The organism is Lacibacter sp. H407, from assembly GCF_037892605.1.
Lineage (GTDB): Bacteria > Bacteroidota > Bacteroidia > Chitinophagales > Chitinophagaceae > Lacibacter.
Window position 1 is genome coordinate 3918611 of the sequence record NZ_JBBKTU010000001.1, and the last position, 15204, is coordinate 3933814.

19 protein-coding genes are annotated in these 15204 nt (G+C 40.4%); 8 read left to right on the forward strand and 11 right to left on the reverse strand.

Annotated features, from left to right (window positions below):
• Window positions 1–6: 6 nt before the first annotated feature.
• The 3 genes from WG989_RS16875 to WG989_RS16885 all read right to left on the reverse strand — a co-directional run bounded on the left by WG989_RS16875 (window position 7) and on the right by WG989_RS16885 (window position 1713).
• Window positions 7–849: an META domain-containing protein gene (locus WG989_RS16875; RefSeq protein WP_340431206.1), complete on the reverse strand. Its 843-nt coding sequence runs from the start codon at window positions 847–849 to the stop codon at window positions 7–9.
• 63 nt (window positions 850–912) lie between these two features.
• Window positions 913–1407, reverse strand: coding sequence for a hypothetical protein (locus WG989_RS16880; protein ID WP_340431208.1), 495 nt, complete (start codon window positions 1405–1407; stop codon window positions 913–915).
• 138 nt (window positions 1408–1545) lie between these two features.
• Window positions 1546–1713 (reverse strand): hypothetical protein, encoded by a 168-nt coding sequence (locus WG989_RS16885; protein WP_340431210.1) that lies wholly within the window; start codon window positions 1711–1713, stop codon window positions 1546–1548.
• Window positions 1714–1833: 120 nt separating this feature from the next.
• Here WG989_RS16885 and WG989_RS16890 point away from each other — a divergent pair, with 120 nt between their 5' ends.
• Both WG989_RS16890 and WG989_RS16895 read left to right on the forward strand, forming a co-directional pair.
• On the forward strand, window positions 1834–2247 hold the full coding sequence (locus tag WG989_RS16890; protein WP_340431211.1) for an acyl-CoA thioesterase: 414 nt from the start codon (window positions 1834–1836) through the stop codon (window positions 2245–2247).
• A 69-nt stretch (window positions 2248–2316) separates the two neighbouring features.
• The gene (locus WG989_RS16895) at window positions 2317–3219 is read left to right on the forward strand and encodes a phospholipase A (protein WP_340431213.1); all 903 of its coding nucleotides are present in this window, start codon (window positions 2317–2319) and stop codon (window positions 3217–3219) included.
• Window positions 3220–3312: 93 nt separating this feature from the next.
• Here the strand turns inward: WG989_RS16895 and WG989_RS16900 are convergent, their stop codons facing one another.
• The 4 genes from WG989_RS16900 to WG989_RS16915 all read right to left on the reverse strand — a co-directional run bounded on the left by WG989_RS16900 (window position 3313) and on the right by WG989_RS16915 (window position 5128).
• Window positions 3313–3579 (reverse strand): hypothetical protein, encoded by a 267-nt coding sequence (locus WG989_RS16900; protein WP_340431215.1) that lies wholly within the window; start codon window positions 3577–3579, stop codon window positions 3313–3315.
• 204 nt (window positions 3580–3783) lie between these two features.
• Window positions 3784–4227, reverse strand: a complete 444-nt coding sequence (locus WG989_RS16905; RefSeq protein ID WP_340431217.1) for a hypothetical protein — start codon at window positions 4225–4227, stop codon at window positions 3784–3786.
• 100 nt (window positions 4228–4327) lie between these two features.
• The gene (locus WG989_RS16910) at window positions 4328–4936 is read right to left on the reverse strand and encodes a YdeI/OmpD-associated family protein (protein WP_340431219.1); all 609 of its coding nucleotides are present in this window, start codon (window positions 4934–4936) and stop codon (window positions 4328–4330) included.
• A gap of 9 nt (window positions 4937–4945) precedes the next feature.
• On the reverse strand, window positions 4946–5128 hold the full coding sequence (locus WG989_RS16915; protein WP_340431221.1) for a hypothetical protein: 183 nt from the start codon (window positions 5126–5128) through the stop codon (window positions 4946–4948).
• A 274-nt stretch (window positions 5129–5402) separates the two neighbouring features.
• Between WG989_RS16915 and WG989_RS16920 the strand changes: the two genes are divergently transcribed.
• The 6 genes from WG989_RS16920 to WG989_RS16945 all read left to right on the forward strand — a co-directional run bounded on the left by WG989_RS16920 (window position 5403) and on the right by WG989_RS16945 (window position 12758).
• On the forward strand, window positions 5403–7313 hold the full coding sequence (locus tag WG989_RS16920) for a DNA topoisomerase IV subunit B (protein WP_340431223.1): 1911 nt from the start codon (window positions 5403–5405) through the stop codon (window positions 7311–7313).
• Between the two features lie 22 nt (window positions 7314–7335).
• Complete coding sequence (locus WG989_RS16925) at window positions 7336–8130, forward strand: class I SAM-dependent methyltransferase (RefSeq protein WP_340431225.1); 795 nt, start codon at window positions 7336–7338, stop codon at window positions 8128–8130.
• Complete coding sequence (locus WG989_RS16930) at window positions 8127–8954, forward strand: DUF1835 domain-containing protein (protein ID WP_340431227.1); 828 nt, start codon at window positions 8127–8129, stop codon at window positions 8952–8954. The genes WG989_RS16925 and WG989_RS16930 overlap by 4 nt, the downstream gene beginning before the upstream one ends.
• A 65-nt stretch (window positions 8955–9019) precedes the next feature.
• Window positions 9020–9373, forward strand: coding sequence for a DUF4260 domain-containing protein (locus tag WG989_RS16935; RefSeq protein WP_340431229.1), 354 nt, complete (start codon window positions 9020–9022; stop codon window positions 9371–9373).
• A gap of 3 nt (window positions 9374–9376) precedes the next feature.
• Window positions 9377–11890, forward strand: coding sequence for a DNA gyrase/topoisomerase IV subunit A (locus WG989_RS16940; RefSeq protein ID WP_340431231.1), 2514 nt, complete (start codon window positions 9377–9379; stop codon window positions 11888–11890).
• 199 nt (window positions 11891–12089) lie between these two features.
• Window positions 12090–12758: a porin family protein gene (locus WG989_RS16945; RefSeq protein WP_340431232.1), complete on the forward strand. Its 669-nt coding sequence runs from the start codon at window positions 12090–12092 to the stop codon at window positions 12756–12758.
• 155 nt (window positions 12759–12913) lie between these two features.
• Here WG989_RS16945 and WG989_RS16950 read toward each other — a convergent pair whose 3' ends face one another.
• Genes WG989_RS16950 through accD form a run of 4 tightly spaced genes read right to left on the reverse strand, consistent with a single transcriptional unit; the run spans window position 12914 to window position 15183 of the window.
• Window positions 12914–13324, reverse strand: a complete 411-nt coding sequence (locus tag WG989_RS16950; protein WP_340431233.1) for an SET domain-containing protein — start codon at window positions 13322–13324, stop codon at window positions 12914–12916.
• Between the two features lie 28 nt (window positions 13325–13352).
• Complete coding sequence (locus tag WG989_RS16955) at window positions 13353–13724, reverse strand: VOC family protein (protein WP_340431234.1); 372 nt, start codon at window positions 13722–13724, stop codon at window positions 13353–13355.
• A gap of 32 nt (window positions 13725–13756) precedes the next feature.
• Complete coding sequence (gene smpB, locus WG989_RS16960) at window positions 13757–14233, reverse strand: SsrA-binding protein SmpB (RefSeq protein ID WP_340431235.1); 477 nt, start codon at window positions 14231–14233, stop codon at window positions 13757–13759.
• Window positions 14234–14265: 32 nt separating this feature from the next.
• The gene (gene accD / locus WG989_RS16965) at window positions 14266–15183 is read right to left on the reverse strand and encodes an acetyl-CoA carboxylase, carboxyltransferase subunit beta (RefSeq protein ID WP_340431236.1); all 918 of its coding nucleotides are present in this window, start codon (window positions 15181–15183) and stop codon (window positions 14266–14268) included.
• Between the last annotated feature and the right edge of the window lie 21 nt (window positions 15184–15204).

The following is a 15204-nucleotide window of genomic DNA, read 5'->3' on the forward strand; positions in this document are numbered from 1 at the left end:
AAATGATTATTTCCGTGCGAAACGCATTACGGCCACATCATCGATCATAAAATTGAGTGTATTGTCATCAGATAATGCGTATTTATTAACTTTCTGCAACATCTCTATAAACGTTTTTTCTCCGTTACCCGGGCACGCCATCATGGTTGAAAGGGGAGGAGCAAATTTCACTGAGTTGCCTGTTATCGTGTACTTGCTGCTGAAACCATTACAACTAGTATTGCCACTGATCATGGAAAGACCAAGTTCAAAACGGATTGTTGGTTTTTTATCGGGATACAATCCATCAAAAGCAATGCGTGCACCAGAAATGTAATTGAGCTCCCAGTTGCCTTCAAGTTTGGCAACAGCAACATCAACAGCTGTAAATTTTGCTACCACAGTTTCTCCATTGTAGAAGAGAAGTGTTTTGTCTTGCACACTCCATTTGTTGGTTGCAGCAATAGCAGGCAAAAACAGATTTTCTGTTTGATCATTATTCAGGCAAGCCATCTTTGTAACCGCCAATGGCGAAAATTTAATTGCATTTGATCCCGACAATTCGAACGTTCCGCTTAAACGATTACAACCTGTAAAACCTGCGACTGTGCTTACTTGTCCGGGAGAAAATGATAAATGTGCAGTTCTGCCGTTTTCGCTACGCACTGGCTTTTGATTTATTTCAGAAAGGTACCAGCGATACATAAAAAGCATTTCGCTGCCGCCACTTGTGGTTTTAGTATCCGTTGCAACTGTTGTTGTTTCTGTTGCAGCAGGACTGTTTGATGTTGTTGATGGTTTACTGCTATGGCAGGATGACGATTGCAGCACAACAGCAGCAATGCCAAGAAAAAAGATTGTTTGTTTCATACTAAAAGTTTTGAAGCAGATGTACATGAAAGTTTGATTACATACCAGCGAAGATGTGTGGTATTAATTTTTGCAATTCGTTAAGAAAAGTTTCAATCCTTTGCTGAAGTCCTGTGTTGTCCCTTTCATAAACCGCATTTCACCATTTACCTCTTCCACAGGGCCATAGCCCTCGGTGATCAAACTATCAGTTTTGAGAAACACTACCTGACGAATGCTTTCTTTTCCTTCCGACATGAACTCGTAATCGGCAAGAATTGTATCTCCTTTCATTATTCCCTGTATCGAACCGTGGTTTCCATCTTTGCCACTTAACTTATAATGAAGCTCTCCGCTTACAGAACGATCGGTTTGAATCAATAATTTCAATTCAACTGTATCAGTTGCGGATGCAAATGCATAACAGAGAGGAGAGGGCTGTGTAGTTGTTGTGGTTAAAGAATCCGTAGTTGATGTTTCAGTATTGCTGTTGCCGGTGGAGTTGTTGCAAGCGAATAAGATGAAAAGAAGTCCAATGATAATAAGATGACGAAGCTTTTCGGTTAGTTGGTATCGCATAACTGTGTTTCGGTTAACTTAAATAATATTACAAACTTTTTTATTATTTGTTCAACTATTCTGTAACTATCTACCGGATTTATTCAAACAAACCAATAAAAAAAGTCCCGCTTTGTTGAAAGTGGGACTTGTGCTGAACTACGAAAACAAACAGGATCGCTTACAATCTTTTTTCTTTTCCATCTTCTTTTCAACTTTCTTCTCCATCTTTTTTTCTGTTTTGTTTTCCGTTTTGCGATTGATGTTGGCAATTGCCACCAAGGCAAAAAAAGCCAGCAGCAACGTAATGATGACTGCTTTTTTCATACCAAAACGATTTAGATATATAAGTTACGAAAATGAACCGGTGATTGAAATTATTTTTTGTTAACCGGCATTAAACGGTTTATGAAACTTGCGCTGTACATTAGTGTATAAACTTCTACTATGAGCGATCAAAAGAACCTGATGAACTTTCACACCCGTAAATGGGTAAAGCCCGAAGACCTGAACCCCAACAGTACCTTGTTTGGCGGCCGTTTGCTGCAATGGATCGATGAAGAAGCAGCGCTGTATGCCGTTATTCAACTGGAGAACCCTCATGTAGTAACGAAGTTTATTTCGGAGATCAATTTTATTTCAGCACCAAGACAGGGAGACATTATCGAGATCGGTATTATGGCCACGCATTTTGGGAATACATCGGTAACCATGCGTTGTGAAGTACGGAATAAACTAACCCGTGAACCAATTTTAAGCATTGAACGTATTGTGTTTGTAAATGTAGATGCAACCGGCAAACCAGTGCCACATGGGAAAACAGAGATCACGTATGTGAAAGACAGGCTGGGAGAGTTTTAAGTTAAACGATTGTTTAGCAAACAAAACCCATATTTAACCGTTTCAGATAACCAACACCAAAACGCTATTATGAAATCACTTACCGCACACCTTGCTGCGCTGTTACTGATCACATGCAATCTTTATGCTCAAAAAGTATATGACAGCAACGAACAAACAGCCTCCAGTAGTTTAAGTCAACGTTGGGAGCTTGATTCAATTACCAAACGCAAAACATTTACCATTACATCTTATCGTCCGGTCTTTATTACTGCAGGGCGCTGGAGCAGCAACCCCAATGAGCGGCCGTTCAGCGAAACACCTGGTTATACATTACCATTTCGGGTAGATTACAATAATTACGAAGCAAAATTTCAACTTAGCTTTAAAACCAAACTGGCGCAAGGCATCTTTGGTAAAACAGGTGATCTCTGGATCGCTTATACACAGAAATCACATTGGCAATTGTACAACTCAAAATTGTCACGCCCATTTCGTGAAACGAATTATGAACCGGAAGTGATTCTCAATTTTGCTACAAATTTCAAACTGCTCGGCCTGAATACACGTATGCTGGGGATCATCTTCAACCACCAAAGTAACGGACGGGCATTACCGCTATCAAGAAGTTGGAACAGGGTTATTTTAATGGCTGGCTTTGAAAAAAATAATTTTTCTATTTACCTGCGTCCATGGTTCCGTATACCGGATGATGACGATGAAAATCCCGAGATCGTAAATTACATTGGCCGGTATGAAATGAATGTGATCTACAACTGGAAAAAATTACAATTGGCACTCACCAACAGTCATCCATTAACATTTAAACAAAGTAATATCAATCGGGGTCGCATACAGTTTGATGCTGTTTATCCATTGCTTTGGAACATGAAAGGTCACTTACAATATTCAGTGGGATATGGTGAAACAATGATCGATTACAACCATAACCAAACAACCTTTGGTTTGGGAATTTCGCTGATCGAATGGTAGTGCAGCATTGAATAAGCAATATGCAATAAACAACAGGCAAATTAAATTTGCTGACGTTTGCTCATTGCCAATTGCATATTGCCTATTAACAATTTACTCCTCATCGTCCTCTTCATAATAAGCATCTTCGCCATAGAATACTTTTTCCCAACTGGCAATTGCTTTATCATCGAGGCATTCAATAATGTCGTGAATAGGATCGGCTTTACGTTTCCAAACTACTTCTTCGCCTTCGGCAAATGTGGACATACAAAGGGCGTGATCACTCTTAAAGTGAACTTTGATCAACAAAAGTCCCTTGTCTTCTTTTTCCTGGATCAGATAACAACAGCCTGCTTCCAACAAATCATACGTGTACATGCTTTTCAAATTTTAAACATCAAACAATAAGGCCAGTAAGCGAATTTTAATGGGCAGTTGGAGATGGAATCGGGCTTGTTTGTACGGGGTTAGTAGCAACACAAATGTAGCATCATTTCCTGTACCAGACGGACAGAAAACAGGCCGGGACGGTTCTTTTACAAAAAATTAATCCGGCCAATTGAGAACCAGTTGATTGGGAGCTTATTCCAGTTCGGTAACGGAGATTTTCTTGCCTTCAAAGCTGATCTGCAGGATTTTTACCGAACGTACGGGCTGGTTGTTTTGGCGGGCGGGTGTCCAGTCGTTTTGGTCCATCCATGCCTTGAGTTGGGCAAAATTGGGTCGCACATTGCTGTTGGGACGGGCCTCGTAGGTACATGGTTTACCGTCGCTGTCCACCAGAATACTGATGGTGATCTTGCCGCCGGCTTTTTTCTGTACGTAATTCTTGAAGAATGTTTCGATATGCGATTCAAGACTTGGCTTGCTTTTCCACTGTGCTGTTTGCTGCACACGGATATAGAGATCGTCAAACGGTTTTGATCCGAATTGGAGGCAACTATCGAGGCGGATAATTTCCTGTTGCTGTTGTGCCGATGCGGCGTACGTTGCGAGTAAAAGGATAAAGGATAAGAATGTTTTCATAACGTAAAGATAAGAAAGAAGCTATGAGCTTCGAGACGTGAGCCAAAACAAAGCGTGCTGCCTTTCGCTCATAGCTCACAGCTAAAAGCTCGCAGCTTTTTCACAACTTAAATCCATTTGCCCCGGGCTTTTTATTGGCCTCACTCATCAATACTGTTTGGAGCAGACGTTTGTTTCTGGTTTCGGCCGTTTTTGCACTGTCGATCCACGATAAAAACTGCTTGCGTGCAGAAGGAGAAAAGGCTTTGAAATTCGCAAGTGCAGCATTTTTTCCCTTGAATGCTTTTTGCAGGTCGTTCGGAATTTGATTGTTTTTAGCGGCTTCGTCCGAAGCGGTCAATGCATCCCAACTTCCGTTCTTTTTAGCGATCTCGATCTTTTCAAGACCGGCGGGCGTCATTAAACCATTGCTGAGTAATAGCTTCACCCGTTCTTTATTTGCATCGCTCCACACACTTTTAGGCTTGCGGGGTGTAATGAGGATCATCGCCCGTTCATCATCCAGTTTACGGGCAAGTCCATCGATCCAGCCAAAACACAAACATTCTTCCACTATATCGTTGTATGGGAGGCGTGGCTTACTTTTTCCAACCTTGTAATAAACGAGCCATATACCAACCGATCGTTGATAATTTTTTTGCAGCCAGTTACGCCAGGCATTCCTGTCTTTGGGATAAAACATTTCCAGGCTGTCAATAGCCCTTGCCATTGGAAGAAATTAACTTTCGTGCTTGCGGTTAAGCATCCAGATAAAGAAAGCAATGAGGAACACCGCAATACCGGCACCGCCAAAAATGATCGCTGTCAACACTTGTTGCGCACCAACCGATAATACCATTGATAAAGCAACTACCAGGTACACGATAAAGATGGTGAGGAGGGTGTAAATCTTTTTGTCCATGCGTTTCAATTTGTAGATGCGAAATTGAGGAATAATCAGTTACAGCCCAAAAATTATTCACAGGACTGTGAACAAATAGTAAGTGAGCTAAGGAAAGTGGTTTTGTTATATTTGCCCGTTCACGGCAGGAGAGGTACGATGTATGATGTACGAAGTACGATATAAAGGAGCTGTTCTGCTGAAGAAGTTGATGTTGCACAAGAGTGCGACGCCAATGCAGCCGATGAAAAAACCTGCTGCTGACAACTAAAAACTGAAAACTACAAACGAAGTAATGGCTGAAGAAAAAAAGAACTTGTTTGATTACGATGAGGACTCGATCAAAACCCTCGACTGGCAGGAACATATCCGTTTACGACCGGGCATGTACATTGGAAAACTGGGCGATGGCAGCAGTCCCGATGATGGTATTTATGTGTTGATGAAGGAGGTGATCGACAACTGTATTGATGAACACACAATGGGTTATGGAAAACATGTAGATATTACCATGGAAAAAGGTGTGGTGACGGTTCGTGACTATGGTCGTGGTATTCCATTGGGTAAAGTGGTGGATGTGGTGAGTAAGATCAACACCGGTGCCAAGTACGATAGTAAAGTGTTTCAGAAATCGGTTGGGTTGAACGGCGTTGGTACCAAAGCTGTGAATGCATTAAGCAGTTATTTTAAAGTAACCGCTTTTCGTGAGGGAAAAGAAAAAACAGCGGAGTTTGAAAAAGGCATCCTCGTTAAAGATCATAAAGAACAAAAAACAACAGAAGAGAACGGAACATTGGTAACGTTTATTCCGGACGATAGTGTGTTTAAAAACTATCACTATATCCATGAGTACATGGATAACCAGTTCTGGAATTATTGCTATCTCAATGCAGGATTGGTAATCAACTTCAACGGCAAGAAGTATGTTTCAAAAAATGGTTTGCTGGATCTGTTGCAACGAAAGACGAATGAAGATGAGTTGCGTTATCCCATCATCCATTTAAAAGGAGAGGATATTGAAGTTGCCATTACACACGAAAATCAATACGGCGAAGAATATTATTCATTTGTAAACGGACAATTTACTACACAAGGCGGTACACATCTTGCTGCTTTCCGTGAAGGGTATGTAAAAACGATCCGTGATTTTTATAAGAAAGATTATGATGCCGCTGATATACGAGGAAGCATCTGTGCGGCGGTGAGTGTGCGTGTACAGGAGCCTGTATTTGAAAGTCAAACGAAAACAAAACTTGGTTCCAGTGTGGTGTTTGAAGGTGGGCCAAGCATGAAGAATTTTATTGGTGATTTTTTGGCCCGTGATCTTGATCTCTACTTACATAAAAATCCGGCTGTTGCAGAAGCGTTAAAAAAACGTATTGAGCAAAACGAACGTGAACGAAAAGAACTGGCGGGCATTAAAAAGCTGGCGAATGAGCGTGCAAAAAAAGCCAATCTTCACAATAAGAAATTAAGAGACTGTCGCTTTCATTACAACGATGAAGCAACAGGGAAAGACAAGGATAAGATTCTTGAAAAGCAAAAAGAAACTACCATTTTTATTACCGAAGGTGACAGTGCCAGTGGAAGCATTACCAAATCAAGAAACGTTGAAACACAAGCGGTGTTTAGTTTGCGTGGTAAACCGTTGAACTGTTATGGACTCACCAAGAAAGTGGTGTATGAAAATGAAGAGTTCAACCTGTTGCAACATGCCTTAAACATTGAAGACAACTATGAAGATCTGCGTTACAACAATATTGTAATTGCAACCGATGCTGACGTGGATGGTATGCACATTCGTTTGCTGTTGATGACCTTCTTCCTTCAATTTTTTCCTGACCTGGTGAAGAACGGGCACGTGTTTATTCTGGAAACACCGTTGTTCCGTGTGCGTAATAAACAGGAAACCATTTATTGTTACGATGAAACGGAAAAGCAGGCAGCTGTAAAAAAACTCGGCAGCAAACCGGAGATCACACGATTTAAAGGTTTGGGTGAAATTTCGCCGGAAGAGTTCGGTCGTTTCATTGGTGCAGAAATGCGCAAAGAACCGGTAATGTTATTGCCTGAAACACATATTCAGCAAGTGCTGGAATATTATATGGGTAAGAACACTCCCGACAGACAAGAGTTTATTATTGACAATCTGAAAGTAGAGCTGGATAAAGTAGAAGAATTGTTTGCGGTACCTGAAAACAAATAACTCTTGCCAAAAGAATTAATAAATGTTTGAATTTCACGCCGACAGGAAACGTTACTTCGAGATACAGATACTGAATACAGAAAAGTATGTGATCCCGTTTATTGAGAAAGCATTCTCGATCAAACAGGGGATGCGTGTATTGGAAATTGGTTGTGGTGAAGGCGGTGTGTTAAAAGCATTTATCGATAAAGGTTGTACAGGTGTAGGAGTGGAGTTGGACGAAAGCCGTTTGGTAAATGCAAGAGTGTGGATGAAAGAGGAACTGGAGCAAAACAAAGTGACCTTTCATTCAAAAGATATTTATAAAACAACCGAAGCAGAGTTTGGTGGTGTGTTTGATATTATACTGCTGAAAGATGTAATTGAGCACATCCACGATCAACCAAAGCTGATCGAATGGATGAAAAGTTTTTTGACAAAGGATGGTGTGATCTTTTTTGGTTTTCCGCCCTGGTATATGCCGTTTGGCGGTCATCAACAGATCAACAAAGGTAAATGGCTAAGCAAGTTGCCCTATTACCATTTATTGCCAACACCCATTTACAAATGGATATTACAATCAAATGGTGAAAATTGGGAAGAGATGCTGGAGATCAAAGAAACCGGTATATCCATTGAACGGTTTGAACGAATCTGTAAAGAGAAAGGTTATAACCTAATCAACCAAACACATTTCCTCATCAACCCGATCTATGAATACAAGTTTGGCTGGAAACCGAAAGAGCAGTTTGAATTGATCAAAGCCATTCCATTCGTTCGAAATTTTTTTACAAGCTGTGTTTACTATTTAATACAAGTGAATAAAGAGAAACTATGATACATATTGTTTTTAATGAAGCCGATGTGGCGATACTGGAACAGGCAATTGAATTAGATGAAAGTCTGCAAGGCGAAGTATTGCAGATAAAAGATGATTATGCAGTAGGTCCGTTGAAAGATATTTATACGAATGAAGGTATTGAAGCAAGGAAAAACTGGTGGCGTGAAGTGTTAGCTGGCGGTAATGCAGATGGCAAAGTAGATGATGGCGAAGTTGATGATAACCGCACGGTTGCTTTCATCCTTGAACGTATGCAGGTAAATGATGAAGAAAAGATCTGGATATGGGCTGCACAGAATAAACATGATGTGAGCGGTTATTATTGGTTGATGAGTCAATTGAAAGATTTTCAGGGAAGGGTTTATATTCTGTACCTCAACAATCTGCCGTTTATAAATGAGAAGGGACAATTATTTTATCCGGAATGGATCAGTCATATTCAGCCGAAAGAAATGACCAAAGCAAAGAAACTGTCGAGATTAATTACCACCAGTGAATTTGAAGTGGATCCTGATGAATGGGCGAAATTATGTGCTGAAGAAAAAGGCGTTCGCTTGCTGGAAGGCGGTAAAAAGTTGGGACAAAAAGAGTATGACTTTTATGATGCCGAATTGAAAAGTTACATAAGTGCCGATTGGCAAAAGGCAAGTAAGATCATACACCAGTTTTTGAGCAAAAGCAAAAACACAACAGGTGATATGTATTTGTTGTGGCGTTTGAAATTGATGATTAGTGAAGGACAATTTGATGCGCAAGGTGAGCTGAAGAATATGAAAGATTTTGAAGTGAAGAAAAAAGCAGGTGCCGCAGAAACTGTCTGAACAATTCTTTTGGAGGTTGATGAAATTTATAAAAGAATATAAGAAGTTCACTTAACCGCATACATATGACCAAAATACTGAAGCTGGAAGAATTAGGAATGTTTTTAGCGTGTATCTATACACTCTACATTTTTGATGCCGCATGGTGGATGTATCCTGTTTTATTACTCGGGCCCGACATCAGTATGCTTGGCTATTTTGCAGGAAATAAAGTCGGGGCGTGGAGTTATAATCTCTTTCATCACAAAGGGATTGCCGTAATGTTGTTGATAACAGGTGTGTATGCAAATATTGATGCCTTGTTTTTTATTGGTGTGATATTGTTAGGCCATGCATCAATGGATCGTGTAGCAGGGTATGGTTTGAAATATGAAAACGGATTTAAGTTTACGCATTTAGGTGAAATCGGAAAGAAATAAATTATGAGCGCAGCGAAAAAGAAAGAAAATGTTTTCGAAAATGAGAGTGGCGTACAGGGTCAGTATAAGAACTGGTTCCTTGATTATGCATCTTATGTAATTCTGGAGCGTGCAGTACCCGCCATTGAAGATGGGATGAAACCCGTGCAACGACGTATTCTTCACGCCATGAAAGAAATGGACGATGGACGTTTCAATAAAGTGGCGAACATCATTGGTCAGGCCATGCAGTATCATCCGCATGGTGATGCAAGTATTGGCGATGCATTGGTCAATATTGGTCAGAAAGATTTGCTGGTTGATACCCAGGGAAACTGGGGCGATGTACGTACAGGTGATGATGCAGCGGCAGCACGTTATATTGAAGCACGACTTTCGAAATTTGCATTGGAAGTTGCTTTCAACAATAAAACAACGGAATGGCAACTGAGTTACGACGGTCGTAAAAACGAACCCGTTGTGTTGCCCATGAAATTTCCATTATTGCTGGCGCAAGGTGCAGATGGTATTGCTGTTGGTCTATCAACAAAAATTTTACCGCATAACTTTTGCGAACTGATCGATGCTTCCATAAAATATTTACGAGGCAGACGTTTTGAACTGCTTCCTGATTTCCAAACAGGCGGTATGGTTGATGTAGCCAATTACAATGATGGGAAACGTGGTGGTAAAGTAAGAGTTCGTGCACATATTGAAGAGCTGGATAAAAAAACCTTGCTCATTAAAGATGTTCCGTACAGTGTTACTACCACACAATTGATGGACAGTATTGTTAAAGCAAATGACCAGGGAAAGATCAAGATCAAAAAAGTAACGGATAATACAGCTGCTGAAGTAGAAGTGCAGATCGATCTGGCACCGGGTATTTCTCCGGATATTACGATTGATGCATTGTATGCATTTACCGATTGTGAAATTTCCATTTCGCCCAATGCCTGTGTAATCGTTGATAACAAACCACAGTTTCTTGCAGTAACTGATCTCTTAAAATATTCTGCTGATCAAACGAAAGAGCTCTTGAAGAAAGAGCTGGAGATCAGGTTGGGTGAGTTGCAGGAGAAATGGCATTACACATCGTTGGAAAAAATCTTCTTTGAAGAAAAGATTTACAAAGAACTGGAGAAGAAACATGAAACATGGGAGAAAGTAATTGCAGCAATTGACACTGCGTTTGTTCCGTTCAAAAAACAACTGCGGAGAGATATTACCAAAGAAGACATCGTTAAACTAACGGAAAAGCCTGTACGTAGAATTTACCGGCTGGATATTGACGAATTGAATGAGCAGATCAAAGGTCTGGAAGCAGATATTAAACAGGTGAAACATGATCTGGAAAACCTGACTGATTTCGCTGTTGCTTACTATGAAAATCTACTGAAAAAATATGGCAAAGGTCGTGAGCGTAAAACGGAGATCAAGCCATTTGAAACCATCCAGGTAAAACAGGTAGCAATTGCCAATACCAAAATATACATGAACCGTGAGGACGGGTTCATTGGCACATCGTTAAAGAAAGACGAGTTTATCTGTGAGTGCTCCGATTTTGATGACATCATCGTATTCACCAAACGTGGATTGATGAAAGTGGTGAAGGTGAGCGACAAAGCCTACATCGGTAAAGACATTATACATGCGGCGGTATTTCAAAAGAATGATGAACGCACGACGTATAATATGATCTATGCTGATGGAAAAGCCGGAATAAGCTATGCCAAACGTTTTAATGTAACCGGTGTAACTAGAGACAAAGAATATGATCTTACCCGTGGTGATGACAAAAGCAAAGTGCATTATTTCAGTGTGAACCTGAATGGCGAAGCTGAAGTAGTGAAAGTAATGTTGACACCCGGTTCTTCAGCACGCAACAAAGAGTTTGATTTTTATTTTGAAGAACTCGATATTAAAGGCCGCAGCAGTATGGGTAACCAGGTAACGAAGTACCCAATAAAATCGGTGAAGTTTAAAGAGAAAGGCCGTTCTACATTAAGCGGAAAGAAAATGTGGTTTGATGATAAGTTTGGTCGCTTAACTACAGAGGAGAAAGGACAATACCTTGGCAAGTTTGAACCAGATGATAAAGTGCTGGTGATTTACCGTGATGGTAATTATGAAATTACCGACCAGGAGTTAACACAAAAGTTTGACCCGGAGGCTGTTTTGTTGATTGAGTTATTTAATCCTGAAAAAATTATTACGGCCGTTTATCTTGACAATGATAAACTCCAGTTCAATGTAAAACGTTTCAAAATTGAAACCACTACACTCCGCAATAAATTTTTCTTTATTAAAGAAGGCAGTAAAAATTATCTGGAAGCTGTTACAACTGACGCTGAACCGGTACTTGCCATGCAAAGTGGAAGAGGTGCACAGGTTCGTAAAGCCAAAATAAAACTGGCGAAGGTTGCAGAGGTGATGGGCTGGAAAGCAGTGGGAGCAAAGCTTACAGACTTCAACAAGAGTATTGAAATGGAATGGGTGAAAGAAGATCCGAATGCACAACCGGAGTTGTTTGGATAAAAGGGTTGCCAACTTTTGAAAAGTTGGCAACCCTGCCAAAAACGAAAATGATTGCACAAGAAGCAATCACTTTCGTTTTTGGTTGCACAATGGTTTGTTAACGGAATCCATTAACAAAAGATTAGATACAGCAACAAAAATCTGGCTCACTTTTCTAATGTGTAATGGCAACAGGCTGTAAAATCCTGCAACCATTCACATGAATACTATTTACTCTTTCCTGCTATTGTTCACCTTCGGAACAGTACTCACTACAACTGCACAAATAAAACCGGTCATCAAAGCAGGTGTTGTTCAATCAACCTGGAAAGGCGAAGCAAGAGAATCCTTTACACAATTGATCGACGCAACAGATGGCTACATCAGCAGCCGTAACCGCACAGCGTTCTATGTTGGTGCCGGTGTTGATATTCCTTTGGGCGATATGGTTTCTGTTGAGCCTTCGTTAATTTACACACAACGTGGTTATGGTCTCAAAGGGAATCTTACCATTAACGAATTAAAGATCGATGCATTAAACGCCAGAGCAACCTCACAGATGCATTACATCGATATGCCGGTGTTGCTGAAAATCAAGCCTGCAGCAGGATTGCAGATCTTTGCCGGTCCACAGGTTTCCTACTTGGTAAAGAATAATTTACGGGCTGATGTATCTGTATTCGGTTTCTCGTTATTGAATCGTGATATCGATATCACAGAGCAATTCAATCGTTGGGATGTGGGTGTTACCGGTGGTGTTGGTTATGAGTTTGAAAACGGAATTGGTATTGCTGCGTCGTATGAAAGAGGATTTCAACGCTTAGACAAAAATCAAAACTTCAAAGCATTTAACGAAGGATACAAAGCAGGACTGACGTATCGTTTCTAAACGATCAGATATCAACTGTGAAAACCTCGGCTGATGTTGCAGTACCCGGCAACATCAGCTTTTTTATGTCTGGCTGCAAATAGGAGAGAAGTACTTCCGACTTCGCACCTCGTACTTAAATATGTGTCAGACGCTCTGCAAGACTTTAGACACGGCTATTCTTCACTGTCAACAATTTTGCCGTAGTCGATGAATAATTCTTCGCCGGCGTTTATGTCACGCAGTGTTTCAAAATCTTCACCGTCATTAATGGAGATAATATTTGGAGATTCGTCGTGATTCAAAAAGTTTACAATGTCCATCACCTTAAAGCCATAATCAGGAACATAATAATGATCTTCATCAAACAAACAATAGGTTTCAACCAGCTCTCTACTGTAATCAGGCAATGCATCAATTTCACTTCGTTCAATTTTGATCCACTCACCAATATTTTTAGAGAACAATCCACGCTGACCTTTCGGAATATCCCGCAACGCAAATACACCATTCCCATGAATGGGAGAGGGCTTCATCATTACCCAGGTATCGTGTTTCAATTCGTGGAGCAGTTGTTCTTTGGTCATTAAATCTTTTGTTATTGATGAGTAGAGTTTATACAGTTTGCAGTTTGCAGGAAAATGAAACTTTAAACCCGTTCAGATCTCTAAACGAAACATTTTTTCGCCCGTAGAAAGTAGCATGCTCAATGTCTATGCTTATCCCAAAATTGGTAAGGCGTTCAACCATTGCATCTATTGAATCGATGTTAAACCACAAATGAACATCTTTCTCGTCGGGGATGTTGGGTCTCTCATCAGGGCCAATCATAAAACCAGCATTGCCGAAATCCAGTTTAGCCCAATTGATTTCGCATTCGGGTTCCCATAAAAGATTTGTGGCGCTGCACTGGAATCCAATCTCTTTATACCAATCTATTGTATTCTGCAGATCTTTTACTTTAATAAAAGCAATACACTCTGTCATAGATTTCAAATGAACATGTATAATGAATACTCTTACTTCAAATACTTCTTCATGTCACGTTCCACATCACGGTTACGGATGGTTTCCCGTTTATCGTGCAGTTTTTTTCCTTTGCCCAAGCCTACTTCTATTTTGGCTAAATTATTTTCAGTAAAAAAAATGCGGAGTGGAACCACGGTAAAGCCTTTCTCTTTCATCTTATTTTCCCACTTCTTAATTTCCTTTTTATTGAGCAAGAGCTTTCGATCGTGTACAGCAAGGTGATTATTGGTAGTGCCGAATTTATATTCAGCAATGTGCAAACCTTTGATCCAAAGTTCGTGCTTGTGAAAGAAACAATAGGAATCACTGAAACTCACTTTTCCTTCACGGATCGATTTTACTTCTGTTCCAACTAATACCATTCCCGCTACCAACTTATCTTCAAAGTAGTATTCATGAAAGGCCGAGCGGTTTTTTAATTCAATCATTTTTACAAACAAAAAAGCAATCAATAAAAGTTGAATCAACTTATATTGATTGCAAATATAAACTTGTTCAATCAGTTCTTAAACAGTGTAAACAATACCCCGAATTTCTGTTTCATTTCCTTACGGTCTACAATGAGATCGAGAAATCCGTGTTCCAATAAAAATTCGCTGCGTTGAAAACCTTCAGGCAAATCTTTCTTAATGGTTTCTTTAATCACACGTGGACCGGCAAAGCCGATCAGTGCGCCCGGTTCACCAATATTCAGATCGCCCAGCATACCAAACGAAGCAGTAACACCGCCAAACGTAGGATCGGTCAACAGCGTAATGTAAGGGAGTTTTGCATCGCTCAACTGCGAAAGTTTACCGGAAATTTTTGCCAGCTGCATCAATGAAAATGCACTCTCCATCATCCGGGCACCACCGCTTTTACAGATCATGAGCATAGGGAGCTTATGTTCTATGCAATAATCGGCACCACGTGCAATTTTTTCACCCATCACACTACCCAATGATCCACCAATAAAATCAAAGTCCATACAACACACAAGCGCAGGATGTCCATCAATTTTCCCGACAGCCACACGGATCGAATCATGCAGGTCAGATTTTTTCCAGATATCTTCCAATCGTTTTTGATACGGCTTCAGATCAGTAAATCCGAGATGATCTTTGGAACGGATGTTATCAAATAATTCAGTGTATTCATCACCATCAAACAACAAGTCATAATATTCAGAACTGCCGATACGGTGATGATAATTACACTTGGGGCATACGAATTTATTTTCAGCCAATTCGCCGGATGTAGTGGTGTACTTGCATTCCGGGCATTTGGTCCATAAACCTTCCTGTATTTCTTTTTTCTCAGATGTAGAAGTGAGAATACCCTTCTGCACCCGCTTGAACCACGACGAACGTAACGCATCTTCCTGTGGAAGATCGTCACCCGTTAGGTTCTTCTCTATATCCTCTTCTTTTTTTGCCATCGTTTCTAATTTATATGACGC

Coding starts and splice junctions, on each gene's coding strand:
- WG989_RS16875 (WP_340431206.1), bottom strand. CDS start 849: ATGAAACAAACAATCTTTTTTCTTGGCATTGCTGCTGTTGTGCTGCAA.
- WG989_RS16880 (WP_340431208.1), bottom strand. CDS start 1,407: ATGCGATACCAACTAACCGAAAAGCTTCGTCATCTTATTATCATTGGA.
- WG989_RS16885 (WP_340431210.1), bottom strand. CDS start 1,713: ATGAAAAAAGCAGTCATCATTACGTTGCTGCTGGCTTTTTTTGCCTTG.
- WG989_RS16890 (WP_340431211.1), top strand. CDS start 1,834: ATGAGCGATCAAAAGAACCTGATGAACTTTCACACCCGTAAATGGGTA.
- WG989_RS16895 (WP_340431213.1), top strand. CDS start 2,317: ATGAAATCACTTACCGCACACCTTGCTGCGCTGTTACTGATCACATGC.
- WG989_RS16900 (WP_340431215.1), bottom strand. CDS start 3,579: ATGTACACGTATGATTTGTTGGAAGCAGGCTGTTGTTATCTGATCCAG.
- WG989_RS16905 (WP_340431217.1), bottom strand. CDS start 4,227: ATGAAAACATTCTTATCCTTTATCCTTTTACTCGCAACGTACGCCGCA.
- WG989_RS16910 (WP_340431219.1), bottom strand. CDS start 4,936: ATGGCAAGGGCTATTGACAGCCTGGAAATGTTTTATCCCAAAGACAGG.
- WG989_RS16915 (WP_340431221.1), bottom strand. CDS start 5,128: ATGGACAAAAAGATTTACACCCTCCTCACCATCTTTATCGTGTACCTG.
- WG989_RS16920 (WP_340431223.1), top strand. CDS start 5,403: ATGGCTGAAGAAAAAAAGAACTTGTTTGATTACGATGAGGACTCGATC.
- WG989_RS16925 (WP_340431225.1), top strand. CDS start 7,336: ATGTTTGAATTTCACGCCGACAGGAAACGTTACTTCGAGATACAGATA.
- WG989_RS16930 (WP_340431227.1), top strand. CDS start 8,127: ATGATACATATTGTTTTTAATGAAGCCGATGTGGCGATACTGGAACAG.
- WG989_RS16935 (WP_340431229.1), top strand. CDS start 9,020: ATGACCAAAATACTGAAGCTGGAAGAATTAGGAATGTTTTTAGCGTGT.
- WG989_RS16940 (WP_340431231.1), top strand. CDS start 9,377: ATGAGCGCAGCGAAAAAGAAAGAAAATGTTTTCGAAAATGAGAGTGGC.
- WG989_RS16945 (WP_340431232.1), top strand. CDS start 12,090: ATGAATACTATTTACTCTTTCCTGCTATTGTTCACCTTCGGAACAGTA.
- WG989_RS16950 (WP_340431233.1), bottom strand. CDS start 13,324: ATGACCAAAGAACAACTGCTCCACGAATTGAAACACGATACCTGGGTA.
- WG989_RS16955 (WP_340431234.1), bottom strand. CDS start 13,724: ATGACAGAGTGTATTGCTTTTATTAAAGTAAAAGATCTGCAGAATACA.
- accD (WP_340431236.1), bottom strand. CDS start 15,183: ATGGCAAAAAAAGAAGAGGATATAGAGAAGAACCTAACGGGTGACGAT.